21 protein-coding genes and 2 tRNA genes are annotated in these 23,975 nt (G+C 32.1%); 8 read left to right on the forward strand and 15 right to left on the reverse strand.

All coding sequences use genetic code 11. The annotated features are described in order from the left end of the window. The first annotated feature begins 134 nt into the window (after nucleotides 1-134). The gene (locus tag ABW636_RS21770; RefSeq protein ID WP_367592214.1) at nucleotides 135-1,505 is read left to right on the forward strand and encodes a tetratricopeptide repeat protein; all 1,371 of its coding nucleotides are present in this window, start codon (nucleotides 135-137) and stop codon (nucleotides 1,503-1,505) included. A 214-nt stretch (nucleotides 1,506-1,719) separates the two neighbouring features. Here ABW636_RS21770 and ABW636_RS21775 read toward each other — a convergent pair whose 3' ends face one another. The 3 genes from ABW636_RS21775 to ABW636_RS21785 all read right to left on the reverse strand — a co-directional run bounded on the left by ABW636_RS21775 (nucleotide 1,720) and on the right by ABW636_RS21785 (nucleotide 3,690). Further along, nucleotides 1,720-2,886, reverse strand: coding sequence for a tyrosine-type recombinase/integrase (locus ABW636_RS21775; RefSeq protein WP_367592215.1), 1,167 nt, complete (start codon nucleotides 2,884-2,886; stop codon nucleotides 1,720-1,722). A gap of 125 nt (nucleotides 2,887-3,011) precedes the next feature. Beyond that, nucleotides 3,012-3,086, reverse strand: a tRNA-Pro gene (locus ABW636_RS21780). Between the two features lie 223 nt (nucleotides 3,087-3,309). Next, complete coding sequence (locus ABW636_RS21785; protein WP_367592216.1) at nucleotides 3,310-3,690, reverse strand: nuclear transport factor 2-like protein; 381 nt, start codon at nucleotides 3,688-3,690, stop codon at nucleotides 3,310-3,312. Nucleotides 3,691-3,967: 277 nt separating this feature from the next. Between ABW636_RS21785 and ABW636_RS21790 the strand changes: the two genes are divergently transcribed. The 5 genes from ABW636_RS21790 to ABW636_RS21810 all read left to right on the forward strand — a co-directional run bounded on the left by ABW636_RS21790 (nucleotide 3,968) and on the right by ABW636_RS21810 (nucleotide 7,839). Next, on the forward strand, nucleotides 3,968-5,269 hold the full coding sequence (locus ABW636_RS21790) for a cytochrome ubiquinol oxidase subunit I (protein ID WP_367592217.1): 1,302 nt from the start codon (nucleotides 3,968-3,970) through the stop codon (nucleotides 5,267-5,269). Between the two features lie 2 nt (nucleotides 5,270-5,271). Beyond that, entirely contained in the window at nucleotides 5,272-6,309 is a 1,038-nt protein-coding gene (locus ABW636_RS21795; RefSeq protein WP_367592218.1) for a cytochrome d ubiquinol oxidase subunit II, read from the forward strand. A gap of 158 nt (nucleotides 6,310-6,467) precedes the next feature. Continuing rightward, a tRNA-Pro gene (locus tag ABW636_RS21800) sits at nucleotides 6,468-6,542 on the forward strand. 101 nt (nucleotides 6,543-6,643) lie between these two features. Then, on the forward strand, nucleotides 6,644-6,895 hold the full coding sequence (locus tag ABW636_RS21805) for a peptide methionine sulfoxide reductase (protein ID WP_367592219.1): 252 nt from the start codon (nucleotides 6,644-6,646) through the stop codon (nucleotides 6,893-6,895). Then, complete coding sequence (locus ABW636_RS21810) at nucleotides 6,895-7,839, forward strand: aldo/keto reductase (protein WP_367592220.1); 945 nt, start codon at nucleotides 6,895-6,897, stop codon at nucleotides 7,837-7,839. Before ABW636_RS21805 ends, ABW636_RS21810 begins: the two co-directional genes overlap by 1 nt. Nucleotides 7,840-8,032: 193 nt before the next feature. Here ABW636_RS21810 and ABW636_RS21815 read toward each other — a convergent pair whose 3' ends face one another. Next, on the reverse strand, nucleotides 8,033-9,259 hold the full coding sequence (locus ABW636_RS21815) for a phosphatidylserine decarboxylase (RefSeq protein WP_367592221.1): 1,227 nt from the start codon (nucleotides 9,257-9,259) through the stop codon (nucleotides 8,033-8,035). A gap of 81 nt (nucleotides 9,260-9,340) precedes the next feature. Continuing rightward, complete coding sequence (locus ABW636_RS21820) at nucleotides 9,341-10,690, reverse strand: hypothetical protein (protein WP_367592222.1); 1,350 nt, start codon at nucleotides 10,688-10,690, stop codon at nucleotides 9,341-9,343. Between the two features lie 207 nt (nucleotides 10,691-10,897). Between ABW636_RS21820 and ABW636_RS21825 the strand changes: the two genes are divergently transcribed. Both ABW636_RS21825 and ABW636_RS21830 read left to right on the forward strand, forming a co-directional pair. Then, nucleotides 10,898-11,407 (forward strand): peptide-methionine (S)-S-oxide reductase, encoded by a 510-nt coding sequence (locus ABW636_RS21825; protein WP_367592223.1) that lies wholly within the window; start codon nucleotides 10,898-10,900, stop codon nucleotides 11,405-11,407. Between the two features lie 238 nt (nucleotides 11,408-11,645). Further along, entirely contained in the window at nucleotides 11,646-14,930 is a 3,285-nt protein-coding gene (locus ABW636_RS21830; protein WP_367592224.1) for a VCBS repeat-containing protein, read from the forward strand. 166 nt (nucleotides 14,931-15,096) lie between these two features. Here the strand turns inward: ABW636_RS21830 and ABW636_RS21835 are convergent, their stop codons facing one another. The 10 genes from ABW636_RS21835 to ABW636_RS21880 all read right to left on the reverse strand — a co-directional run bounded on the left by ABW636_RS21835 (nucleotide 15,097) and on the right by ABW636_RS21880 (nucleotide 23,668). Continuing rightward, nucleotides 15,097-15,486 (reverse strand): hypothetical protein, encoded by a 390-nt coding sequence (locus tag ABW636_RS21835; protein WP_367592225.1) that lies wholly within the window; start codon nucleotides 15,484-15,486, stop codon nucleotides 15,097-15,099. A 116-nt stretch (nucleotides 15,487-15,602) separates the two neighbouring features. Continuing rightward, a complete protein-coding gene (locus ABW636_RS21840; protein WP_367592226.1) occupies nucleotides 15,603-15,923 on the reverse strand; it encodes a DUF3784 domain-containing protein in 321 nt (106 codons plus the stop codon). 148 nt (nucleotides 15,924-16,071) lie between these two features. Next, nucleotides 16,072-16,629 (reverse strand): cyclic nucleotide-binding domain-containing protein, encoded by a 558-nt coding sequence (locus tag ABW636_RS21845; protein WP_367592227.1) that lies wholly within the window; start codon nucleotides 16,627-16,629, stop codon nucleotides 16,072-16,074. 175 nt (nucleotides 16,630-16,804) lie between these two features. Further along, nucleotides 16,805-17,839: an alpha/beta hydrolase gene (locus ABW636_RS21850; protein WP_367592228.1), complete on the reverse strand. Its 1,035-nt coding sequence runs from the start codon at nucleotides 17,837-17,839 to the stop codon at nucleotides 16,805-16,807. A 149-nt stretch (nucleotides 17,840-17,988) separates the two neighbouring features. Beyond that, nucleotides 17,989-18,717: an SDR family oxidoreductase gene (locus tag ABW636_RS21855; protein WP_367592229.1), complete on the reverse strand. Its 729-nt coding sequence runs from the start codon at nucleotides 18,715-18,717 to the stop codon at nucleotides 17,989-17,991. A 289-nt stretch (nucleotides 18,718-19,006) separates the two neighbouring features. Further along, nucleotides 19,007-19,633 carry an SGNH/GDSL hydrolase family protein gene (locus ABW636_RS21860; RefSeq protein WP_367592230.1) on the reverse strand — a complete coding sequence of 209 codons (627 nt, stop codon included), beginning with the start codon at nucleotides 19,631-19,633 and terminating at the stop codon, nucleotides 19,007-19,009. A gap of 105 nt (nucleotides 19,634-19,738) precedes the next feature. After that, the gene (locus ABW636_RS21865) at nucleotides 19,739-20,209 is read right to left on the reverse strand and encodes a YciI family protein (RefSeq protein WP_367592231.1); all 471 of its coding nucleotides are present in this window, start codon (nucleotides 20,207-20,209) and stop codon (nucleotides 19,739-19,741) included. Next, nucleotides 20,199-20,657: a GNAT family N-acetyltransferase gene (locus ABW636_RS21870; RefSeq protein WP_367592232.1), complete on the reverse strand. Its 459-nt coding sequence runs from the start codon at nucleotides 20,655-20,657 to the stop codon at nucleotides 20,199-20,201. Before ABW636_RS21870 ends, ABW636_RS21865 begins: the two co-directional genes overlap by 11 nt. A gap of 308 nt (nucleotides 20,658-20,965) precedes the next feature. Next, nucleotides 20,966-22,663, reverse strand: coding sequence for a serine hydrolase domain-containing protein (locus ABW636_RS21875; RefSeq protein ID WP_367592233.1), 1,698 nt, complete (start codon nucleotides 22,661-22,663; stop codon nucleotides 20,966-20,968). 318 nt (nucleotides 22,664-22,981) lie between these two features. Continuing rightward, the gene (locus ABW636_RS21880; protein ID WP_367592234.1) at nucleotides 22,982-23,668 is read right to left on the reverse strand and encodes a DUF6058 family natural product biosynthesis protein; all 687 of its coding nucleotides are present in this window, start codon (nucleotides 23,666-23,668) and stop codon (nucleotides 22,982-22,984) included. Nucleotides 23,669-23,975: the final 307 nt, after the last annotated feature.

A 23,975-nucleotide genomic window follows, 5' to 3' on the forward strand; every position in this document is an offset into this window, starting at 1 on the left:
AAATAATCGATTGCTGCTCTGTGTGAACGCAATTCACAAAATAATCTTTAAAATCTTCTGGGATCATAGCTGAAATTTAATAGTTCAAAGATAACACATATTTATCTTAGAACTTAGCCAAAATAAATAATGAATTGCTTAAACAATTTTTTGAAGCTATCGATTATAACATATTAGTCATAGAATTAACTTCTAAAACAATTGAAAATAGCTTTGATTTATCTCTTACTGATTTTATTTTGGCATTAAAGGAGCAAGAACTTGATAAAAAGGATTTCAAAATTGATATAGATGTAAATGATGAGTCTAATTCTGTTCGAATCTTTAATTATCTATTGGAAAGATTCAGTCTTCCTACTCTCAAAAGTAATGAAAAAAATTATTTAGAATACCTAGCAATATTACCATCAACTAATATTATTATAGAGGAACTAATCCTCATTAATGGATTAAAGAATTATGATGAAAATAAAATTACAATTACTAACAATATCAATGCCCTTGAGAAAAAAGGCCTCATAAATATAAGTTCAGATAGAAAAAGAATTGATATTCATAAAATAGTAAGGGAGATTATAATTTATAAAGAGAGAGAGCGGCAAAGTCCTTTTATCGCTAATATTTTTCATATAGCGTGGTTAACAAGTAGAATTAAAGAAGGGTATAACGCTCCGAAGAATTCATTTAGATTCTTAAAATATGCGGAATCCATAATCAATTCAATAAAAGAAGAATATAGAAGCAGTGTATATCAACCGTTGCTTCTTCTAGAAAATGAATATTTCTATTCGATAAGATTTTATTTAGGCGCAAAAAACGAGTTGTCAAAACTAGCTAGTCTAGCGAAAAGAGCTGAGAAATATGCCGGACTCGATAAGAGAAAGTTAGGTGTGATTTATAACAATCTAGCTCTTTGCTATAGTGAAAATGAAGAAGAAGATCTGGCCATAGAATATTTTCAAAAAGCTTTGAAACAATTTTCTATGGAAAATAAAGAATCTTTAATACAAATTATTACCACGTTGAATAATTTATCTAGTATTTATTTAATGCATAGTGATCTTATAAATGCAATGAAGAACTTCAAAAAAGTTCAAAGTATTAGAAAGAAATATTCCTTATACGATGACCAGCAACTTAGTATTGAATATAGAATTTTATCTCGCTCATATGCAATAGCAGGTTCATTTAAAGAAGCTATTAACTTACTAAAGGCAGGAATAGACTTACACCTATCCCTTACATCTCTCGATAGGAATGATTTTTATTTAGCAGCATATTACAATGAATTATCCAACTTATATCTAATAACTGAAAACATTGACGAAGCTATAAATAATCAAGAATTGGGTATAGAAATTCTTGAAAATATGGGACTTACTAGTAGTACTTACTTACTAACAATGTATGAGATATCTAAAAACCTATATAATTATCTAGGTTTAGGTGTAAAAGAAAATAAAATGAAAGAAAAAATTAAGGCATTTAAAGTTTACCAATCTTAACCAATTATTTAATAGGGGAATATTTTTATGACCCATAACAATTACAAAGTGAATTGTTATGAGAACTTCTAAACTCATAATCCTCACTTTTCCTTAGTAACCGGATCTGTAAATTAAACCTTGTCTAAGGTTCAATCCAAAGGCTTTTGGAAGCTTACACCTTAACTTCTTTTTCATAATGTGACTTCGAAAGGATTCAATTAAAAAATGAAAATCAAATTTCTGGCAATTCAGAAACGGCATCCTTATCATCAAGTAACCCCAAAGATTTGAGATAACGCTCTGTCATCAACATACTAGAGTGACGGCACATTTTTTGAATCTTACGGATATCTTTTTCTTTTTGGTACCAATTTACTACTGCCGTATGTTTAAAGCCATATAAAGTGTAGTCGCTACCAAAATCAAAGTAATCTTTTACTTTCTTAAAATGCTTCCCCATATAATTTTCGCCCATTTTGCTAGAAGAAGGTACCTGATCTGTTCCAAATAAATAGTCATCAGGGTGATAATTCTCTAGGTTCATCTCTTCTATAATTTTTTTTAATGCCGGAACAATAGGTACGACATCTCTTTTTTTGGTTTTACTAATTTTACCAGAAACCCAAATCAAGTCTTTTTTAAGGTCAATGTCCTGGACTTTTAATCTACGAATCTCGGACGGACGCATGAAAGAGTAGTAGATAAAACAAATTATTTTCCAGAGATATGGATCATGTTCTAATGTGTATTCTTTTATATCAGCGATTTGTTCGTTAGTAAAAGGCTTATTTTTAGTTCCGTATTCCTCGGGTTGTTTATCAATCTTATCAAATGGATTTTTTCCATCTACCCATTCTTGCTTTAAGCATTCGTTATAAAACGTTTTAAGGACTCCTAGTGTATTGTTATAGGTCTTTGAGCTATTCTTTCTCTGAATGAGTAAATACATGAAATACTGCTGAATTAACTGATTATCTAATTCACCAATCCATAAATTATCCTGTTGTTGATGTTCTAACCACTTTACAAAGCGCTCTAGGGTGTTGCCATAAAACTCAATTCCTCTTTTGTAGAGTTTTTTTGCCTTTTTAATTTCTATAAAAGTTTTTACAGCTTCTCGTATAGAGTAAATCTTCCTAGAAGAAATGTTTTCGTTTTCTGTTGAATTTTTGGGACTTTTTTTACGGTCGATATGATACCCCTCGGCAAGAAGTCTGTTAATCTCCTTTATGTTTTCTTTTGCAAAGGCTAATTGTTCAGCATCAGATTTATATTTTTTAGGAATATATAGTCTACGTCTTACTAAATCATTTTTCTGAACATCCCATACATAATATAGGATATAGTTGCCTTTTGCACCTTTTGATTTGACTAAACGGGCCTTTTTGAATGTATACATATCTTGATAAGTATCTTTTGGTACTAGCCCAAATATACTATAAACTGACGACTGTACTGCCGACTCCCGACGTATTAAATCAAAAAACCGTCCATTATCTACTGAAAATGAACGGTTTGACTTAGTCGGGGTGGCAGGATTCGAACCTGCGACCTCCGCGTCCCAAACGCGGCGCGATAACCGGGCTACGCTACACCCCGAAAATTGGCTATCTTTAAGCGGGTGCAAATATATATAAATCATTTGATTTATTGCAAGAAATGATAAAATTAATAGGATTTGTTTTTTTTTGTTTGATAGTTAAGGTGTTGATTAGTAATTTTGTAAGAGACCTTTTTTATAGCTGTTATTCTGCATATATATATAAAACATCCCTTTACTCATAGCAGAGTAAAGGGATTATAAAGATGTTGATAAAATGTATTATGCGTGATAATAACGTTCTCTGTAGATTTTTCCATCTTTCCATTCTGTAACAACCGCTTGTTCAGAAAGCATGGTACTACCATCTTTTAATTTTAATTCCATCACAGCATCATAGAAAGAATGATTACCATTGACCGAATAATTATTGATATCATATCTAATAAATTCTTCAAGTTGATTATTAATAAAATCCTGTTCGAATTTTACATTAAATGCTTTCCCTTTTTTAGGTACTTCGTTTGCTTCTCGTAATTCTACATCATCATGAAGATAGGTTTCCATGGCTTCAATAAACTCTCCTTTTGCCAATAATTCATGAATATGTAAAAGGTTATTCTCTATAGTGCTTTCGATTGGGTTAGAAACGGTATTTTCCATATGGTTTAAATTTTAAATTAGTATTTGGTAAAAAATATTCTTGTATAAGTTGATGAGGTAAAGATATTTTAATAGCTACCAATTTATAATAGACTTTTTCCCTATTCCTTATCGGTTATTCCTTTATTAATTGTTGCACAGGTTATAGGTAGATGAGCAAGAATAGTATAGCAAAAAATAATACGTTATATTCTAAGATATTACTTCATAAAACCAACTGGTAGTTGTATTTTTGTACACGTAATTCGGAAGCCAATTTCTTATCTAAATTCTATCTATGGAAAACCTTGATGCAGCAAGACTTCAAATGGCATTTACACTAATATTTCATATTGTTTTTGCTTGTATTGGTATGGTGATGCCTTTTTTTATGGTCGTATCACATTATAAATGGTTAAAAACACGTAATCAAGTATATCTAACGTTAACCAAGGCGTGGCAAAAAGGAGTAGCTATATTTTTTGTTACAGGTGCGGTTTCTGGAACTGCATTATCTTTTGAACTAGGATTATTATGGCCAGAATTTATGAAGCATGCAGGTCCAATTATTGGTATGCCTTTTTCGTTAGAAGGAGCTGCGTTTTTTGTAGAAGCCATCGCACTGGGATTTTATTTATATGGATGGAACAAATTGCCAGAAAAATTTCATTGGGTTACCGGGATTATTATAGGCCTTTCTGGAGTAGCATCTGGGATTTTGGTAGTGGCTGCGAATGGTTGGATGAACGCGCCTACTGGGTTTGATTATATAGACGGTAAATTTACGAATATAGATCCGGTACAAGCAATGCTAAACCCAGCTTGGTTTACACAGGCATTGCATATGACTCTTGCTGCCTTTACCGCTACAGGGTTTGCAGTAGCTGGGATTCATGCGTATCAGGTATATAAGAAACGAAAAATAGAGTTGCATACCAAAGCCTTTAAAATAGCCTTAACTTTTGCCGCAATTGCTGCTATATTGCAACCTATTAGTGGAGATATTTCTGCAAAAGATATAGCAGAACGACAACCTGTTAAATTAGCCGCTATGGAGGCGCATTACCATACCGAAAAAGGAGCACCATTGTATGTTGGAGGTATTGTAAATGAAGAAACGCAAGAAGTAAGCTATAAAATCGCTTTACCAGGAATGCTCTCTTTTCTTGCCTTTGGAGACTTTGATGCAGAGGTAAAAGGACTAAATGATTTTCCAGAAGATGAGCGCCCAAACGTGCCTATGGTACATTATGCATTTCAAATCATGGTGGGAATAGGTTCCCTATTATTTCTTGTGGGGATTCTATATTTTGTATCATTAAAAAAGAAAAAATGGTTAAACAATAATAAGTATTGGTTGTTATTTGTATTGGTGGCTCCTTTAGGTTTTATAGCCCTCGAAGCCGGGTGGATTGTTACCGAAGTAGGAAGACAACCCTGGATTATCCATAAGATCATGAGAACCAAAGATGCTGTAACACCCATGCCAGGGATAGTAGTGAGCTTTTATACCTATATAGTAGTATACTTAACATTATCGGTTGCGGTAACCTGGCTAATGCTTCGACAGATAAAAGTACTAAACCATTCAAATCACTAGATATGTTATACGTTGTATTGTTTTTTTTAGCTTTTTCTCTTTATCTATATGTGGTATTAGGAGGAGCTGATTATGGAGCCGGAATAGTAGAACTATTCTCGTCTGAAGAAAATCAAAAAATTACAAAAAAAACGATTTATAGAGTGATGGGGCCTGTTTGGGAGGCTAATCATATCTGGGTGATAATTTTGATTGTGATCCTATGGATTGCATTTCCCGAGTATTATAATATAATGGTAATTAGTTTGCATATCCCGCTTACTATAGTGTTGTTAGGAGTAACTTTAAGAGGAGTTGCTTTTGTATTTAGACACTATGATGCGGTAATAGATAAGTCTCAAAAGCTATATGATCAAATGTTTAAAGTATCAAGTCTTATTACTCCGATCTTTTTAGGAATTGTTTTTGGTGCATTAATTAGCGGAAACATCAAAATAACTGATGATATCAGCACATTGACTTTTTATGATGCTTTTATAGCGCCTTGGTTTAATGCGTTTAGTATACTAGTAGGATTGTTTTTTGCGGCATTTTGTGCTTTCTTATCTTCTGTCTTATTAATCGGAGAATCAGAATCTGGAAAAGAGAATATCTATATTAGAAAGTCTGCGATGGCCGCTATTGTAGTTTTTGTAGTTGGTTTTGTGACATTAGGGTATGGGTATCTAATCGATAACGTATTTATTAATGGTTTTGTTAGCAATCCTTTTGCATTGATTTGTGTAACCTTATCTGCAGTATTATTAATCCCTTTATGGAAAATGATTAGAAAAGGAAATAAGGTTTGGAGTAGATCCTTTGCTGGCTTACAGGTGTTCTTTATTCTTTTAGCAGCATTGGGAGCTCATTTTCCTGATATTATTATCACTACAAATGGTAGTATTAATTTATTAGAAAATAGTGCTCCAGAAAGTGTTATTAAAGTACTTGGGATTTCTCTTATTATAGGAGGAGCAGTGATTTTACCGGGACTTTTTCATTTACTGAAATCATTTAAAATGATAAAAATTCTGGATCGTGATAATAATCCTTTAATTTAATCGTAAGATTACTATATTTGCAATCTTAAATTTTTCGGGTAGTAGCTTAGTCCGGTTAAAGTGCCCCGCTTGGGCGGGGAGATCGGAAGTCGAATAATTAATTATATGATAGTTTTAACTATACTAATGAAAGATTGAAGAATAAAATTTTATAAATACGGGTAGTAGCTTAGTCCGGTTAAAGTGCTGGTCTGGGGGACCAGAGATCGGAGGTTCGAATCCTCTCTACCCGACAAAAAGAGGCCTTGAAAAGGCCTCTTTTTTTATACTAATATTTTGATTAGATTTAGTGTTGTTAGTAATACCTTAAGAAAAAAGTTTCTGAACGTAGGCAATGATATTAAATCAAATACAAAACATTCCAGAAGGATATTCAGAAGTACAATACAATCATAAGAAATATAGTATTATAAAAGAAACTTTTAATAACGGGCAATCATATAAAATATATGCAGAAGAGTTGGGAGGAAAAGATTTTATAAGCTTAAATTATTATAGAATGTCTCATAAAAATGTGTTGAAACCTTGTGAAATGCCAAAAGAAAAAGTAATTCATTTTTTAAATAACTACCAACCGATATTATAATGTTTTTAGGATTAGGAACAGCCGCTCTGGGGCGGCCACAATATATTAATATTCGACAAGAAAACGTTTCGAATCAAAACCTGGAGGATTTTAAACAAAACGGTTTTCGAGTATTAGAAGAAGCTTATAGAATTGGGATACGATATTTTGATACCGCACCAGGGTATGGGCTTGCAGAAAATTTATTGTTAGAGTGGGTAAAGACAAAAAATGATCCCACTATTCATATAGCAACAAAATGGGGCTATACCTATGTAGCCAATTTTGATACCAATGCTAAAATTCATGAAGTAAAAGAGCATAGTTTAACAAAGTTGAATGAACAATGGGAAGTTTCAAAATCGTTTTTGCCGTATATAAAAGTGTACCAAATTCATTCTGCAACATTAGAGACCATGGTACTCGAGAATTCAGTTATTTTAGAAAGGTTAGCTTTTTTGAAAGAAACATATAATCTAAAAATTGGAATAACAACTACTGGCGCCAATCAAGTCGAAGTTATTAAAAAAGCGTTAGGTGTTTCGGTAAAAGGTAATCAATTGTTTGATACTTATCAGGTTACATACAATATCCTTGATCAGAGTATAAGAGAGGTTTCAGAAGTTTTAGATAACCAAAAAAAACAGCTAGTTATAAAAGAAGCAATGGCCAACGGACGATTGTTCGAAAATAGTACTTATAAGCACTATGATAAGTTATATAAGGTGTTGGAAATGTTGGCAAAAAAATATGAAGTAGGGATAGATGCAATAGCTCTTAATTTTTGTAAATGTACACTGCCAAATGCTAAAATACTTAGTGGTGCTGCCTCTATAGCACATATAAAACAAAATGCACAAGCAACCACTTTTAGGTTAACAACCGATGAAATATTACTGCTAAGCACTTTTGAAGTAGATCCTACCCTATATTGGCAAGAAAGAAAGCAATTAGCCTGGAACTAACTGTAATAAAAAAATCAACCCCACTTTGTATACTAATTTAGTTAATTAACTTTTTTTGAGTTAATCAAGAAACCTCGATATATACCTCATACATGTTAAAAAGTATGAGGTATAATTACCCAGTATGCCTATATCAAGATAATTTATTTAGTTATATGAAGTAGGGTTGAACGCATTTAATATATAATTGGCTTTAAGAGTTCTTTTCTAATATTTCTGGAGGACAGGTGCTAATATCTGTTCCGTAATGGCGATAATGATCACAAGTATTAATTTCTGGAGCTTTTCCTTCCTGAAATAGTAGTATGATATCTGACCCGCCAAATAAGAAATACCCAAACTCATCTCCTTTTTCTACAGTTGCATTTTCTCCTGCTTGCGCTGTCATATTAACAGAGGATACCTGACACATTCCTACCGGAATGACCGCAACAATCCCCATATCTCCATAAGGTGATTGAGAGGTGTCTATAGTTACAATTCCTCTTGCTTGTGTAAATTCATACCCTCCTTCAGAATTATCAGGAGCATCGAATTGCCTATCTTTTAAATTGACTTCCAGATACGTTAATCCTTGTACAGCATAGCATTCTTTTAAAATTCCTGCTACTGGTGTATGAAACCTATGATAAGAATATGGACCTAAAAAATAATGTACAAAAGTACCATTAGCAAAGGCATTTGCATATTGACTGTCCTTTAGTAATTCTGGAATACTTGCAAACTTATGAGTCTTTTTCATCGTAATCTCCGGAATTGTAGAGTTTTCATCAATTTGATACATCATTCTATAGGTACAATCTGCCGGAGAAGTTATTGTGGTATTATCCTTAGGATTGGCAATAGGCCGTAACCCAGGATTTAATTCACGAGAGAAAAATTGATTAAAAGTTTGCCAACCGCCAGGTCTGTTTGGTTTGCCATCGATCATCGAATCTTGTATTCGGTATTTTGGCGAGTATTTTATAAAGGATTCTAAAATTTCATCATTAAAAGAATCTGTAGTATTTAGAAAACTTCCCCATAAATTAGCATAACCAACCAACCATTTACTAAACCAGTCTATGTTTTGTACAATGGTACTTTCATTAGGTCCTACTTCTTGATCTATTAAATAATAAAAATGGCAAAGCCTGTCATACACCTCTTGAGAATTACCTGTTTTTGGATCTTTCCAGGCAGGATTATTACTTTGTTGAGGAATCCATGATGCAAATTCTTTTAAATAGGCACTATATTCATAAATATCAAGAGGCCATGATAAAATATTGTATAGTTGAGTGTCCAGACTTGATTGTGCCGCTGACTTTGCCTTGCGCAAAGATGCCATTAGTAGTTCAATAAAATTGCGGTCATAATTTGCTTTCTCATTAATAAAATCGATCGCGTGTTGAGATGTTTGTAACTCTTGTGTTTTCATGACTATACTGTTTTTTTATGCTATAATTTCTAATAGGTTGTTAATTAGAAAATATACGTTGTTGTTAATTTGATTTTAGGATTATTTAAGATCCCCAAGCGTAGCGTTTACGGACCATAAAAAATCAAGTTGGAGTGTATCTTTACCATAGTTTTGATTAAAAGCTACGTACCGATCTCCATTATAAAAGTTATTTACTTTTTTACTATTAAGAGGCCATCTTGCCTGGATATGACAGCTCATACAATTCGTTTGGATTCCATAATTATTTTGTACAAGTTTTCCTTGATAGTACCCATCTTCATTTTCACCAAGCAATACCGGGCTGTCAGATCCGGCAGGTCCAAAACCTGCTTCCAGATAGGGATTATATGCATATAAAGATTCGCCTTCGTTTTTTCCGTTTATATATGGTTGTGTTGGCATTTTTGTAGAGTAAGCAGCTGTCATCGCATAGTGTGCCGAAGCTTGATCTAATGATACCTTACTTCGAAAAGATGCATGTAACTTAGAGCTAGGAAACTTGGGATCATCTGGATATTGACTCCACCAGAAAGATTGCCAGGTCCATCGGGTTGTTTCTTTGGTCATTACGTGCATTCCTACTAGAACAGCATAATCTCCGTGTTTAAAATCTCCAAAAGGTTCTGTAAAAGCTTTATCTACCTTAAAATGTATAAAATCAGAAATGGCGAATTTACTTTTTCCATCTGCTTCTTCATTTTTTTCAACAATAGTAATTGAAGAATTTGGCCATGAAGATTGCCCCCAGGTTCTAATAGTATCTTTAGGAGGCCCTTGCCATACATTAATAGTATTTTTATTACTGCCTTTTGATAAATTAACAGGTAAGAATACAGGTTTTATCATAATAGATCTTGATGGAAAACCAAGAATCTGACTGGCACCACTTTGAATTAGTGATTTTGCTATTTTTTGACTAAACAATCCTTGCTCAACAACATGTTTTTCTGCGGCAGGACTGTATTTTACAAAACCTGCGAGTTGTTTTTGATTATTAGCACTACCATGACCTAGTTGATGAGGAAGAGTCAAAGGAAACAGATTGGTGTCACTAATAAGTTCTTCTGATTTTATCTGTTGAGGTGTTCTCCATGATTCGAAGATTCTTATTTTATGACCATTGGTGGTTTCTAATTTGGTTTTTGTAGTAAGACCTGCCCATATTTGCCATGCATGGGTGTAGATCCCCTCTATGTTTTTTGGATTCGAATAATCTTGTGTATAGGCAATCAAGGTTGCTTCTGGAATAGGAAACCCATAGGTGGTAGGAAATGGTTGAGGCTCTATTTTACTATAGGGCTGAAGCTCGGTTTCGTCTTTTTTCTCATCACAGCTCGTAATCACTAAAAGAAAAATAGAGGTAATGGTTAATAATGCTACCAGAATTGTTTTTTGCTCATCTTTCATAAATAGATGTATTTAATTGTTTAATGCTTTATAAATATCCAAAGAAGTTTTGGTGAAACATATTTCATCATATTTCACGAGTATATAATTAAGAGGTTTAAAAAGGTATTCTTTAGAGAAAAATATGCTTACTTTTAGATAGGTAAGATTGTTTTTTGCGACAGTACAGGTGAAGAATAAAGATATTATTAGGTAAAGGTTTTTGTTTTGAGAAAAGACTACAGTAAAATAGCATTTGGAGGAGGGTGCCATTGGTGCACAGAGGCAGTGTTTCTATCATTAAAAGGAGTTGATAGAGTAGAACAAGGGTATGCTGCTTCTATAGGCGACTATCATGATTTTTCTGAAGCAGTAATTGTTCACTTTAATACCAACAAAATAACCTTAGAAACCTTACTAAAAGTTCATTTGTATACCCATAAAAGTACAAGTGATCATTCTATGCGAAGTAAATATAGATCTGCTGTTTATGTATATGATAAAGAACAAGAAACCGAGGCAAAGGTAATAGTAAAGAATCTCCAAAAAGAGTTTGATGATCAATTGATAACAAAAGTACTTCCTTTTAAAAGTTTTAAAATGTCTAGGGAAGAAATTCAGAATTATTATTACAAAAACCCAGAAAAGCCATTTTGTAAAACATTTATAGCACCTAAATTAAAATTGTTGCTAGAGGAATTTTCGGATCAGGTCAATTCTCGAATAGAAGGCAAATAATGCAGTTTGTAGCTTTAATATTGTTGTTTGTAGGATAAGTTTACCATCAAAAAGAATCTTTGCTATTTTGACACGGGATGCTTATTTTCTTGAGAGTTTGTATACAATAGACATGCATTTTTACTTAAGATGCAAAGTGCCTGATTATAGTAAACAAATTCATATCGGAAATGTGTGCTAATCTTTTATCTTTAAACCGGATTAATACGAAATAAAACCCCTAATTCTAAAATTAAGTATGTGCAAAATATATAGCCTGATAGTGTTAATACTAGCTTTTTGTAGTTGTTCGAAACAACAAAAAGAGGAAACGGTGACTGTAGCACCACCAAAGAGCACATTGTTTCAGGAAATATCGGCTTCACAAAGTCATGTCGAGTTTCAAAATAAGGTAGAGGAGACGTTATATTTTAACTTTTTAAATTATTCTTATATCTATAACGGTGGAGGAGTTGCTATTGGTGATATTAATAATGATGGATTAGAAGATGTTTATTTTAGTTCTAATCAAGGCAGTAATGCACTGTATCTTAATAAGGGAAATTTTGTTTTCGAAGATATTACATCAAAGTCGGGCGTTGCTGATGAATTAGGTTGGTCAACAGGGGTGTCTATTGTCGATATTAATGTAGACGGTTGGATGGATATTTATGTATGCAAGGCAGGAGCTTTAAAGGATAGTGAACAACGTAAGAATAAACTGTATATCAATCAAAAAGATGGAACTTTTATAGAGCAAGCTGATCAATATGGTATTGCTTCAAAAGCATTTTCTACTCAAGCTTATTACTTAGATTATGATAAAGACGGTGATATCGATATCTATTTGGTAAATCATCGCCCCGATTTTAAAAACAACGTGGTCATAGACCCAAGAATTCAAAGTGATTATCGACCAGAAAGTACAGATCAACTTTTCGAAAATGTCGAGGGTAAGTTTATTGATGTCACTCAAAAATCAGGAATTCTTAATAAAGCATGGGGTTTAAGTGCTTCTATTGGAGATTTTAATGGTGACCAATGGCCAGATATCTATGTAGCCAATGACTTTTTAGAGCCAGATTTCCTTTATATAAATAATCAGGATGGAACATTTACAGATAAAATTCTGGATACTTTTGATCATATAACTGCGAATAGCATGGGATCTGATTATGCAGATATTAATAATGACCTGAAACCTGATTTGGTAGTATTGGATATGATGTCTGATGACCACATTCGAAGTAAAGAGAATATGGCGGCCATGAGTACCGAGAATTTTAATGCCGTGGTAAAGGCTGGATATCATCATCAATATATGTCTAATATGTTACAACTTAATTTAGGCGATGGTGTTTATAGTGAAATAGGACAACTTGCAGGAGTGGCAAAAACAGATTGGAGTTGGGCACCCGTTTTGGCAGATTTTAATAATGACGGATATAACGATCTTTTCGTTACCAATGGTATTCTTCATGATCTTTCTAATCAGGATTTTAGAAATAAGATGCGTACCAATATTATGAATAGAAAGAAAGTGACTCTAGAAGAAGCCATTGCCATGATGCCATCTACCAAATTGAGCAATAAAATGTTCCAAAATAAAGGAGGACTTTCTTTTGTGTCTACTACCCAGGAGTGGGGATTAAGCAAAAAAATGAATTCTAATGGGGTAGCCTATGCAGATCTTGATAATGACGGAGACCTGGATCTTGTTTTAAACAATCAACGGGAAAAAGCAACTATTTATAAAAATAATCAGAAACATAATTTTATTAGTATTGAGCTAAAGGGAAAACAAACAAATCCAAATGGTATAGGAAGTACAGTGTATGTATATACCAAAGATCAACAACAAGCCAAAGAAGTATACCCTGTTAGAGGATTTCAATCTAGTGTAGGTACATTGTTACATTTTGGGATTGGAACCATTTCTCATATCGATAGTATTAAAGTAAGATGGTCCCAAGATGAGATTCAGATACTTAAAAATGTAAAAAGTAATCAAAGGCTTACTATAGTAAATAAGAATACAAGTAAAGAGAAGGTAGTAAACGATCCAACAAATACAATATCAATTATGGATGCATCCAAGTTTGGTATTGAGTATAAAAATGTAGAACGTAGTTTTGATGATTATCGTCTTCAGTTACTATTGCCGCAAAAGCAAAGTGAAAAAGGTAGCGCTCTTATCGTTGCAGATGTTAATAATGATGGCAGGGATGATTTTTTTGTAGGTAATGGTAAAGGAGCTTCTGCAGCATTATATCTTCAACAAGAAAATCAAAAATTTAGGTCGTCAAGTAGTTCGGTTTTTCAAAAAGATAGCGATTATGAAGATACCGAAGCTTTATTTTTTGATATGGATAATGATGGTGATCAGGATTTGTACGTAACCAGCGGAAGTTATGAAAATCAAAAAAACAGTACTTTTTTACAGGATCGAATCTATGAAAATGATGGAAAAGGCAATTTTACCAGAAGTAATGTTTTGCCCGATATAAAAGCAATTTCTTCGACAGTCGCAGCATCTGATATTGATAATGATGGAGATTTGGACCTCTTTATCGGAGGAGGTGTAATACCTGGTGAGTATCCATTGTCTTCACCATCTTATTTCTTAATTAACGATTCTGGAAAATTTGTACGAGAAGAGCAAAACAGGATTGATGCTGTAGAAAGAATTAGCATGGTGAATAAAGCAGTCTTTTCTGATGTCGATAACGATAATGATCAAGACTTAATATTGGTAGGAGAGTGGATGCCGGTCATGATTTTTGAGAATGATAATGGGACATTTAAAAATAAAGAAGTCACAGCACTTAAGAATCTTTCTGGGTGGTATTTTTCTATAGAACCTGCAGATATTGATAAGGATGGGGATATGGACTATTTGGTGGGTAATATTGGTGGTAATACCAAGTTTCAGCCCAAAAAAGATAAGCCGTTACACATTTATGCAAAAGATTTTGATCAAAATGGGAGTTTAGATATTATCCTAAGTAAGGCTTCTAAAACGGGATTGTTACTTCCTGTGAGAGGAAAACAATGTTCTTCAGAACAAGTCCCGATGTTGAATACCAAATTTAAAACATATGGGGCTTTTGCCAATGCTTCGTTACCCGATATTTATGGAGATAAAAATCTTAAGGAAGCTACGCACTATATAGCTACAGAGTTTAGTACATTACTTTTGGTTAATAATGGAAGCGGAGATTTTGAAACCCGTAAATTACCTGTTCAGGCTCAGTTTGGTCCTACTACAGATTTTGTAGTAGATGACTTTAATAACGATGGTACGATGGATGTTTTTGGAGTTGGATCGATATATGAAGCAGAAGTAGAAACCATACGTTATGATGCAAATAAGGGGTATTTTCTTTTCGGAAATTTGCAAAAACCCACAGATTTTGATACTTCGTTACCCGCATTACATAAGTTACAAACCATCGCTGCAGAACAAATATCAATAGGGGATAAGAAGCTTCTACTTGTTTTATCTAAAAATGATGGATTGAAATTGTTGCAGTTGGTTCAATAAATAATATCTGCACTAGGTATCTTTCGATTGTTAGACTACAATGGTCTCGGATATGATTTCGTTGTTAGAATAATCCGTAGGGTTATTCCGCACAGAAATCAGCTATATTTTATAGATTTAATATTCTTTGTCACAATGAATTATACATGCTGTTGTAAAACGTTTTTTAATTCCATTCCACATTCAGTTTTTCTAATTCCACATTCAATTCAGCGAGTGAATTTGAGTCAATTACTTGCGTATTGATAGTCAATTCTTTTTTGTCCGTTTTTAAGATATAATCTCCTGTAAATTTTTTAATCTGTTTTATTTCAGTCAGATTTAGCTTTTTTCCAAAAGGGCTATTTACTTTTATAATTCCGTTTTCAATGGTCAAATATTTGTAATTTTTTTGGTAGAAGTAAATTCCTAAATACATAAAAGAAATGAAAATCCAACCGTAATCAGTCCAATTTGGTTCTTCTTTTCCAAATACTCCTACAAAGAACCAAACTAACCATACGAGCCCTAAAATTAAATTCACATTCAGGTGTTTCTTTTTATATTCTATTTTCATTTCATAAATGTTTTACAATGTTCCGGAATATGGGCAGTCCGACCTTAGGAGGGTTGGCTATATTCCTTGTTGTGGTGTCATTTTTATTTTTATCAATACTTATTCCGCTTCTAAAATCAATCTGTTTTTTCTAGATTCTTTTTATATTTTTTAGAATTTGATTGAATAAGTAAATATGGTATTCCGAGGATCATTGAAGTCCAAAAAGCATAATTTTGAAAATTCGGGTTTTCAGTCAATTTAGCAATCAGACATCCAAAAATAATAATCAAAGCCATTCCGAACATTACATTTCTAAATAAATTTGCTATTCCTAAAATATTATATTTTTTCTTTTCTTTTTTCGGCATTGTATTATAGCCCGCAATCAACCCATACATTTTGCCATATTTTATTAAAATTCCAAGAACGATAAAAAGAATTGCTACTCCAATCATAGTATATGTTTTAAAATTAAATCAGTCTATTTTATTCTCTTTGTTCGTTAAGATACATAGTTTACTATATGTGTCGCAGGAGAGCAAAATGTTACCCTGTTTTTTGATTTTTCTTGTATAATAGTTGTACACTGTTATCTACTATCTATTACAATTCGGGATTTTGGATTACCTTCTTTATTTTTTTATAGATTTTTTGATGTCCTTTTGAGTTTGGGTCAATACCATCATATGTAAACCAATTGTTTTGCTTTACTTTCATCTTTTGAAAAAGGTCTATATGATGAACTTTTTTCTCTTTTGAGATTTCTAAAATTTTAGTATTGTATTTAATAATATCTTCTATTTGAACTGAAGAGACTCTATTATCAAAAAAAATAGTGGAATGGATTTGGTACAATGTCCCATTGGTAAACATTTCGATACTTTCGTAACTTGGCTCTCTTGAAAAAAAACTGATAAAGGAAGTTATAAAGTTATTTTTAAAACCAAACCAGATTGTATATTCTTTATCATCTTTTATAGAAAATGAGCGACTAATTCCTTCGGCAATAAAATATAAATTATTACATACCTGTTCTTGTTTGAGAAGTAAATGACCTTTCTTTAATTCTATTTTTGAAAACAACTTTTTTAAAATACTTAAAGTGTCTTGATTTAAATCAGGAATAGAAGAAGAAATATATTTTATAAATTCATTCATCATCAAACAAAAACTGGGAATTTTCTTACAAACTTCTAATTGAATTGAACTGTTGGTATAACTATCTTTTACAAAGATACCTTAATTTTACTTTTATCAGTAGACATAGTAATTCCCTAGTAGAATTAGACATATTCGAATTCATGGTAATTCGATTAACATTTTTGTAGTCAGTTATTTATTGCCTATACTTTTCCATTAGTAATCGATATTGTTTTTTCAATATTTCAGGAGTAATTCCATGCCCTGTATTTTCAATTAAATCGAAAGATTTAGTTTCCTGTTTGATAGCATCAAAATATGGTTTGTTTATTTCTTTTGGACACAAAATGTCATTTTCTCCCTGATATATGTGGATGGGAATTTTTAAATCTTTTCCAAGGTGGTATAAATCGATGTTTTCGTTCATACCTTTTACTCCAAGTTCTTGGTCCCCAATAAGGCTAAAAAATGAATAATCATCACCTTCAGCACGAGCTTTACGGTCATTCCCATTACCGTACTCCGTGCCTATTTGGTAAAAGTTTTCAGGTAAGGGTTTAGATAATTCCTTTTCATATTTTTTTATAACTCTAAAGAGATTACCTGCTGTTCGTCCGTTTGGGTAAGGTGGTTTTCCTAAGATTTTAAGCTTTTTGATGGCTACACTATCTTGTTGCTGTTCTGCTAATTGTTGAGTTCTATCGAAACCGAACGATAAACTTTGTTGCAAATTGACGATTTGAGATGTTCCAATGTAACAATGGAATAAATCGGGTCTATTGGCTGCCATTTTAGTTGCTAAAACTGTTCCCCATGATTCAGCCATTAAAATCACATTTTTTTGATTCAAGTATTGAGTTAAAAACTCAGTCAATTCAATCCCATCCTCAACCATTTGGTCAAGAGTTAGGTGGTTTGCGATAAGAAAATCTTTGGTAAGTTGTTCAGGGGCATTTTTCTTATAGGTTCTTCCTGAACCTCTTTGGTCCCAATTGACTACAGTAAAATTATCGAACCATTTCTCGAAGATGTTATCAGAATAAGGACTCATTGGGCTTCCGGGGCCACCATGGATAAATAAAACTATCGGATTTCCTCTGTCTAATCCTTTTATGGTTATCCATTGTTCTATTCCTCCTATTCTATGGTATTTTTCTTCATTAATGCTATAATCTTGATTACAGTTTGTGAAGAGAAAAATTAATAGAACTGTTATGTATGAAAATTTCATTTTTTATTGTTTATAACGGTTTATCTATAAATAGTAGCGTTAATTTTTTACTAAAAGCAACTAAAAATTCTGGGTTTTTGTATTTCGTAAACACTTTCTAGAAGAGCTTGGATTTAGTAATTGGTTATAGGACATGTTATTATGTGCTTTTATCTTCCTCCTGTAACATCTATTATTGCGCCTGTTGTATAACTTGAATCATCAGACAATAACCAAACTACCACTTTCGCAATCTCCTTTGGTTTTCCAATTCGCTTCATAGGTATTGTCGACTTTAAATCCTCAAGTCTGTTCGGAATTTTATGAATATCGGTTTCAATAAAACCCGGACGAATAGCGTTTACCCTAATATTTCTTTCTGAAACTTCTTTAGATAACCCAATAGTGAATGTGTCAATAGCACCTTTAGTTGAAGCATAATCGATATATTCGTTTGGTGAACCTAATTTTGATGCTAAAGATGAAATATTTACAATAGAACCTCCATTAGTCATTCTTTTGATAGCTTCTTTTGTACAAAGAAATGTTCCGACAACATTTACGTCGAATATTTTTCGAATTCGTTCTGCAGATATATTTATCAAACTAGATTTTTCTCCTATTATTCCGGCATTGTTTACAAGTCCGTAGAAAATTCCTCTATCTTTTAAATTATCAATCTCCTGAAAAAGTTTTAAAACATCTGATTCTTTAGAAATATCAGCTTTTATAGAAATAGCATCACCTCCATTAGCTTTAATTCGGTCCTCTAAAATCTTGGCCGACTCAACATCTTTTGTATAATTGATACATACCATATAGCCTTGATTGGCAAGTTCTATTGAAGTAGCCTTACCAATTCCTCTGCTTCCACCTGTAATCAGAATTATTTTTTTCAATTTATAGATTTTTTTGTTTAATTCAATTGTACATAACATTTAGTATGTATTGTTGCAGAACAAAATGTTACACTGTTTTTTGATTTTTCTTGTATAATAGTTGTACACTGTTATCTACTATATGAACTGGTTTAAACTTTTTTGATTCATTCGAAAAATGATGATTTTTCGGTCAATTGAAATGTTTTTTGCACTTCATAGTAGCGCTACGAAGTAAGAAAAAGATGAAAAATTGAGTAAAAAAGGGCGTTTTTATAGCGAATTGAAAAAAGTTTAAACCAGTTCTATCTTACAATTCAGGATTAAAGATTACATTCTTTATTTTTTTATATATTCTTTGATGTCCTTTTGAGTTTGGGTGAACACCATCATATGTAAACCAGTTATTTTGCGTTACTTTCATTGTTTGAAAAAGGTCAATATGATGAATTTGCTTCTCTTTTGAGATTTCTAAAATTTTAGTATTGTATGTAATAATATCTTCTATATTCCTTAGTTTTCTTTGGTCATGATATTCAGAGTCGACACTTTCTATAAAAGGTAAAATATTTATGAGATAAACTGTTGCTTTTTTTCTTAGCGCAACATCAATGCAAAAAACCAAATTTGAATAAAATTCTTCTACAGAAATTGTATTTTTATTATTTGACAACGCTATATCATTAGCCCCGTAGGCAAAAGTCACGATGTTGTCTCCGTTTTCTATTAACCTAGTTGTAAATTCATGTACAAATCTTTTTTTCAATCCTTCTGTAGTTTCACCACCAATGCCCATATTAAAGACACAGATCTCGTTATTTCTTGTTTTTAAAAATTTCTTTATACAATGTGTTTTAAGTCGATCTACCCAACCTCCTTTCTCGGTATCATTTTCTCCTCTTGTGATACTATCTCCAAAACAAATTATATGCTTCATAATTTAATAATTAATTGTTTACTTGTGCCCAACGTCTTTTGTATATTGTGTTTGCCTGCCAAAGGCGACATATAAAATATACAAATTGCTGCGTGTTAGTATTTTCTACTCCATCAAGAATTTCAATTCGTCACAAGTTTTACTTGGTACAAATTCGGTCAATTCATAATCTGCTAATTCATTTTTCTTGAAAGGGTCTTTTTCAATAATTTTCTCTAGTTCAGGTTTAGATTCAACATTCGATAATATTATTCCACCTGTTCTGGGTATTTTTCGTCCTGAAGCAAGAAAATTCCCTAATTTATATTGTTCATTCAGGAATTCAATATGCTCGTCGAGAAATTGGTCAACTTTTTCAAGTTCGGTTTTATAAGTCAAGTTTATAATGAACATTTGGATTTCTGTTTTTCGTTCGTCTTTAAATTCAATTTGCGTTTGTTCAGGTATGGCACACAACGTTTTGTGTTTAGCTTGTTGCGGGATTTTTCGAAGGAAACATTCCAATGAATCACTAAGATAACAAAGCTGCAATGAGCTATAGTTATACACTTTGTGGTAGCAAGTTTTATAATTCATAACTTAACTTTGGTCCAGCAAAATCAAATTCATTTTCTTTATAAAATTTCAATGCTCTTGAATTATTACTTGAAGGTGCAGTAACAGCTATCCTCATCCATTTTTTTTCTAATCCAATTTTTTTAGCCTCTTCGATTAATAGTGCTCCTATTTTTCCACTTCTATAACTAGGCAAAACATATAACTCATCTATTAAACCATATTTTCCTCCACAATATATAGCTTGAGATTCTGATAAAGTTATAAATCCAATTATGTTGTTATTATTAGATGCTTTTAGAATTTCATAATTATTATTTTTTATAAAACCTGAGATTAATTCTTCGGTTACATGATGATTAGATTCTTTTTCCTCCCCTAATTCAAAGTATAATCTCTTTAACAATTCGACGACGTTTAATACATCTGTAGTATTAATTTTTTTAATTATAATATTTTTTTCTCGCATTTTATTTTCAATTTGCTAAAACGTCCGTTTGTCTAAAAACCTATACAAATAAAGAACATATTCTGATGCCTACCTTTGAAAAAATCCAAATAGATGATTCTTAGAACGGTATTTTGGGGTTTTAGACAGTCTGACGTTTAATATATGTGTCGTAGCTGTTCAAAATATTACCTAGCCTTGGACATTTCTGAGTAGATTTTATATATTTTTCAGCTTTTAAAACCACTAAGCATTATAAATATACAGGAACCAATCAATTAATGCCTAATCAGCTATAATCACACCGTGTTGTGATTAGTTATTCTGAGCTATTTAATACGATTAAAATACACGTTTAAAGTACGTTCGGAATTAATATTCAAGCCACTTATTTCTTCTTGTTGATTTCTTGTGAATTTTATGTAGTAGCCTTTATTCGATTCGAAAAAGTCCTTACTTATTGGTTGCAGTTTCATTACTCCGAACCATCGGTTTTTAACCTTAAGTTCACCATTTTCGATATACAGATTATAAACTATTTCTAATTCATCACTCCAATATTTGCCCTCGTAAGTTTTTAATTGTTCAATATTTTCTTCCCATTTTTTAACTCTGTAATAGGTTTCTTTTTTTCTATCAATAAGATGTAAAAAAGTTGATTGAGATGAGTGTTCGATTTCAATTTTTCCATTCCAACCTTTTATTCCAAAGTTGTTTCCTGATATTGGAACCAAACGATTTCTGCCATTTAAGGTAAGTGATTCATCTACTATAGATAGGTTTAGTATTCTGTTTAAAGTTTTAGCAACATAAATTCCTTCAAGTTGCTTTAGCTTATCTATCTTCAAACTAATTTCTTTTAGTTCTTTTTGAGGTGCAACTGTCATTTCCTTGTCTAAAAATAGTTCAGCTACTCTAGATGCAGAAAGCCATCCATTTCTTCCAAAATTTGTTAGCACAATTATTCCCAAATCAGAATCAGGATAATAACGGAGTTGAGATATAAAGTTTTCATGCCCTCCCGTATGGTGATAGACTTTTAAACCATTATGCATTTCGTTTCTAATTCCTAAGGCATATTCTGAATTCGTACCGTCTGTTAGGATAAATGGTTTTAGGAATACGTTTTGAGTCTCTTTCCCACCTAATAAATCAGAGCGAAAGATAGTAAACCATTTTGCTAAATCTTCAACACTTGAATAGATATCAGCGGCACCAAAAATTGCTCTATTACTTTTTTCATTAGTGTACCCTTTTTCTCTATCGAAAGAATAGGATTCGGAAGCATTAGTAATCAGTTCACCAACATAACTTTCTATTTGAGTACTGTTCATTTCAAGTGGTTTAAAAATATTTTTTTCTACCCATTTATCAGCTGGTGTATCCGTTACTTTTTTCAATATCTCGCTTAATACTACATAAGTCGTACTGTTATAAGTATAGCGTGTTCCAGGTATAAATTCTAGGTTTGGTTGCTTCCGTATCACCTGCAAACATTCATCTTGGGTTAAACGGTCAACATCTATTGCTCTTCCTGCCAATTTAGACATCGTGTAGGCCTCTCTATAACCGCTAGTATGTGTAAGCAGATGTCTTAAGGTAACAGGATGGTCAAATGTTGGCCAATCATCTAAATACATATTTACAGAATCATCGAGGTTTAATTTGCCTTGTGAATGCAGCATAGCAAAAGCATATCCTAAAAATTGTTTGGTGGCTGAACCAAGATTATAAACCATTTTTGAATCGTTAGGAATTTTGTAAGCCATATTTCCAAGACCGTAGCCTTTATTAAAGATGAGTTTTCCGTCTTTAACGATTCCAACAACAAGACCTGGGGTCGAGTCTTTGACTCTAGATGGAATTAAGGAATCTATTTTTGCTTCTATTTCGAATATTTGTATCTCTTGTGCTACAGTTTTTGTAGATAAGGTTAATAGAATAGCAAATAACAAGTAATGCCTTTTTTTTATTGTAATGTTTGATTTATTTTTAAAGAGACGATTTACTAGATTGTTTTTACTCATAATTTTGACTAATGTTGTTTTATTATATTGATATTCAGTGATTTAAAATTTATAAAATTCCTTAAAAAATCACTCAGTTTCTATTCTTTTTTTGTTGACGTTAGCAAAAGAAGTTATTAGAGTTTCTTTATATATGGAATTAATCACAACGGCTTCGGCTATGATTAGTACGGGAATAAATAAGCACTTAGCCAAAACTTTTAATTTTGTTTTAATTGTTTCATTTTAAAAGCCAAATCAAAAGATTTGGCGGACTTCATAGAAATACACTAAGCTTTGGGTTAAACACCAAACCCATATTAATTATAGGAGTCATTGTTAGCTGTAGTTTTTTATTAATTCAGTCAACGAGTTTCTGTCCAGCATTTTATCTAGATATTTTCCTCTACTGCTACTTTCTCTTTGGTAAGGTGAGAATAAGTTTGAAATCTCATTGTATTGAGAGTTTAATTCAATTAATTCCTTCTTTTTATCATCGGATAACTCTATTTCCCCATTTTTTTCTATAAAAGAAATTATTTTTTTCACAGCGATTTCTTTTTTAGCTATTTCAGCACCAGTAGCATTTAATGTGCAAATTCCATAAATTCCATTTAAATAGTGTTTCCATTCAGTTTCGAAGGCTTTCTCTAGTTTTTCAAAATCAATTTTTCCACTATTTACAATTGTGTTTTCATATGCAAAGGTGTTATCAGTATGTTTTATAAAGGTTTCTACAAACTCTTTTTTTATATTCTCCTTAAAACTGATGCTATTTTCTAAGTGCAGGTTTTCTTTAATTACATTGATAACGCTTTTAGAAAAATATTTTTTGGTTGTCAAAACCACTTTTTTATCGCCAAGAGGTGAACTAATTGTAGACTTTGTTTCAATCTGATATGAAAAATTTGGCATCAAATCTTTTGCTATAAGGTCGTATAATTTACTTTCTGATATTTTCATGATTTCACATAATTCTTCAGAGTCAATGTAATTTTCAGTTATATATTTAATGTCACTATTCATTCTAACTTTTATTTTTTTTGTAATTACTGCCAACACTAAGTATATGTGTCGTAGAAGAGCAAAATGTTACAAGCCATCGACATTATTCGCACATTGATTGTTAGCTTTTGCTTATTGCAAACATTGAGTCTTACCAAAAAAATACAATAACCAATCGATTAGTCGCTTAGCTGCTATGATTACATGAGGTCGTCTAAAAAGTTATTTTTAGGCGATTTTCTTTTTCATCCATTATGGTTTTTGTTGATTTTTTTCAATTTTAGGATTAAAAGATGTGTTTTAAAAAGGCACACGCAATCCTATATTG

It is taken from the genome of Aquimarina discodermiae (genome assembly GCF_040786235.1).
Lineage (GTDB): Bacteria > Bacteroidota > Bacteroidia > Flavobacteriales > Flavobacteriaceae > Aquimarina.

Excerpts from the sequence above, each read along its gene's own strand:
- ABW636_RS21845 (WP_367592227.1), bottom strand. The coding sequence starts at position 16,629 with ATGATGAATGAATTTATAAAATATATTTCTTCTTCTATTCCTGATTTA.
- ABW636_RS21775 (WP_367592215.1), bottom strand. The coding sequence starts at position 2,886 with ATGTATACATTCAAAAAGGCCCGTTTAGTCAAATCAAAAGGTGCAAAA.
- ABW636_RS21785 (WP_367592216.1), bottom strand. The coding sequence starts at position 3,690 with ATGGAAAATACCGTTTCTAACCCAATCGAAAGCACTATAGAGAATAAC.
- ABW636_RS21840 (WP_367592226.1), bottom strand. The coding sequence starts at position 15,923 with ATGATTGGAGTAGCAATTCTTTTTATCGTTCTTGGAATTTTAATAAAA.
- ABW636_RS21820 (WP_367592222.1), bottom strand. The coding sequence starts at position 10,690 with ATGAAAGATGAGCAAAAAACAATTCTGGTAGCATTATTAACCATTACC.
- ABW636_RS21880 (WP_367592234.1), bottom strand. The coding sequence starts at position 23,668 with ATGAATAGTGACATTAAATATATAACTGAAAATTACATTGACTCTGAA.
- ABW636_RS21850 (WP_367592228.1), bottom strand. The coding sequence starts at position 17,839 with ATGAAATTTTCATACATAACAGTTCTATTAATTTTTCTCTTCACAAAC.
- ABW636_RS21805 (WP_367592219.1), top strand. The coding sequence starts at position 6,644 with ATGATATTAAATCAAATACAAAACATTCCAGAAGGATATTCAGAAGTA.
- ABW636_RS21865 (WP_367592231.1), bottom strand. The coding sequence starts at position 20,209 with ATGAATTATAAAACTTGCTACCACAAAGTGTATAACTATAGCTCATTG.
- ABW636_RS21835 (WP_367592225.1), bottom strand. The coding sequence starts at position 15,486 with ATGAAAATAGAATATAAAAAGAAACACCTGAATGTGAATTTAATTTTA.
- ABW636_RS21870 (WP_367592232.1), bottom strand. The coding sequence starts at position 20,657 with ATGCGAGAAAAAAATATTATAATTAAAAAAATTAATACTACAGATGTA.
- ABW636_RS21810 (WP_367592220.1), top strand. The coding sequence starts at position 6,895 with ATGTTTTTAGGATTAGGAACAGCCGCTCTGGGGCGGCCACAATATATT.
- ABW636_RS21790 (WP_367592217.1), top strand. The coding sequence starts at position 3,968 with ATGGAAAACCTTGATGCAGCAAGACTTCAAATGGCATTTACACTAATA.
- ABW636_RS21860 (WP_367592230.1), bottom strand. The coding sequence starts at position 19,633 with ATGAAGCATATAATTTGTTTTGGAGATAGTATCACAAGAGGAGAAAAT.
- ABW636_RS21795 (WP_367592218.1), top strand. The coding sequence starts at position 5,272 with ATGTTATACGTTGTATTGTTTTTTTTAGCTTTTTCTCTTTATCTATAT.
- ABW636_RS21875 (WP_367592233.1), bottom strand. The coding sequence starts at position 22,663 with ATGAGTAAAAACAATCTAGTAAATCGTCTCTTTAAAAATAAATCAAAC.
- ABW636_RS21830 (WP_367592224.1), top strand. The coding sequence starts at position 11,646 with ATGTGCAAAATATATAGCCTGATAGTGTTAATACTAGCTTTTTGTAGT.
- ABW636_RS21815 (WP_367592221.1), bottom strand. The coding sequence starts at position 9,259 with ATGAAAACACAAGAGTTACAAACATCTCAACACGCGATCGATTTTATT.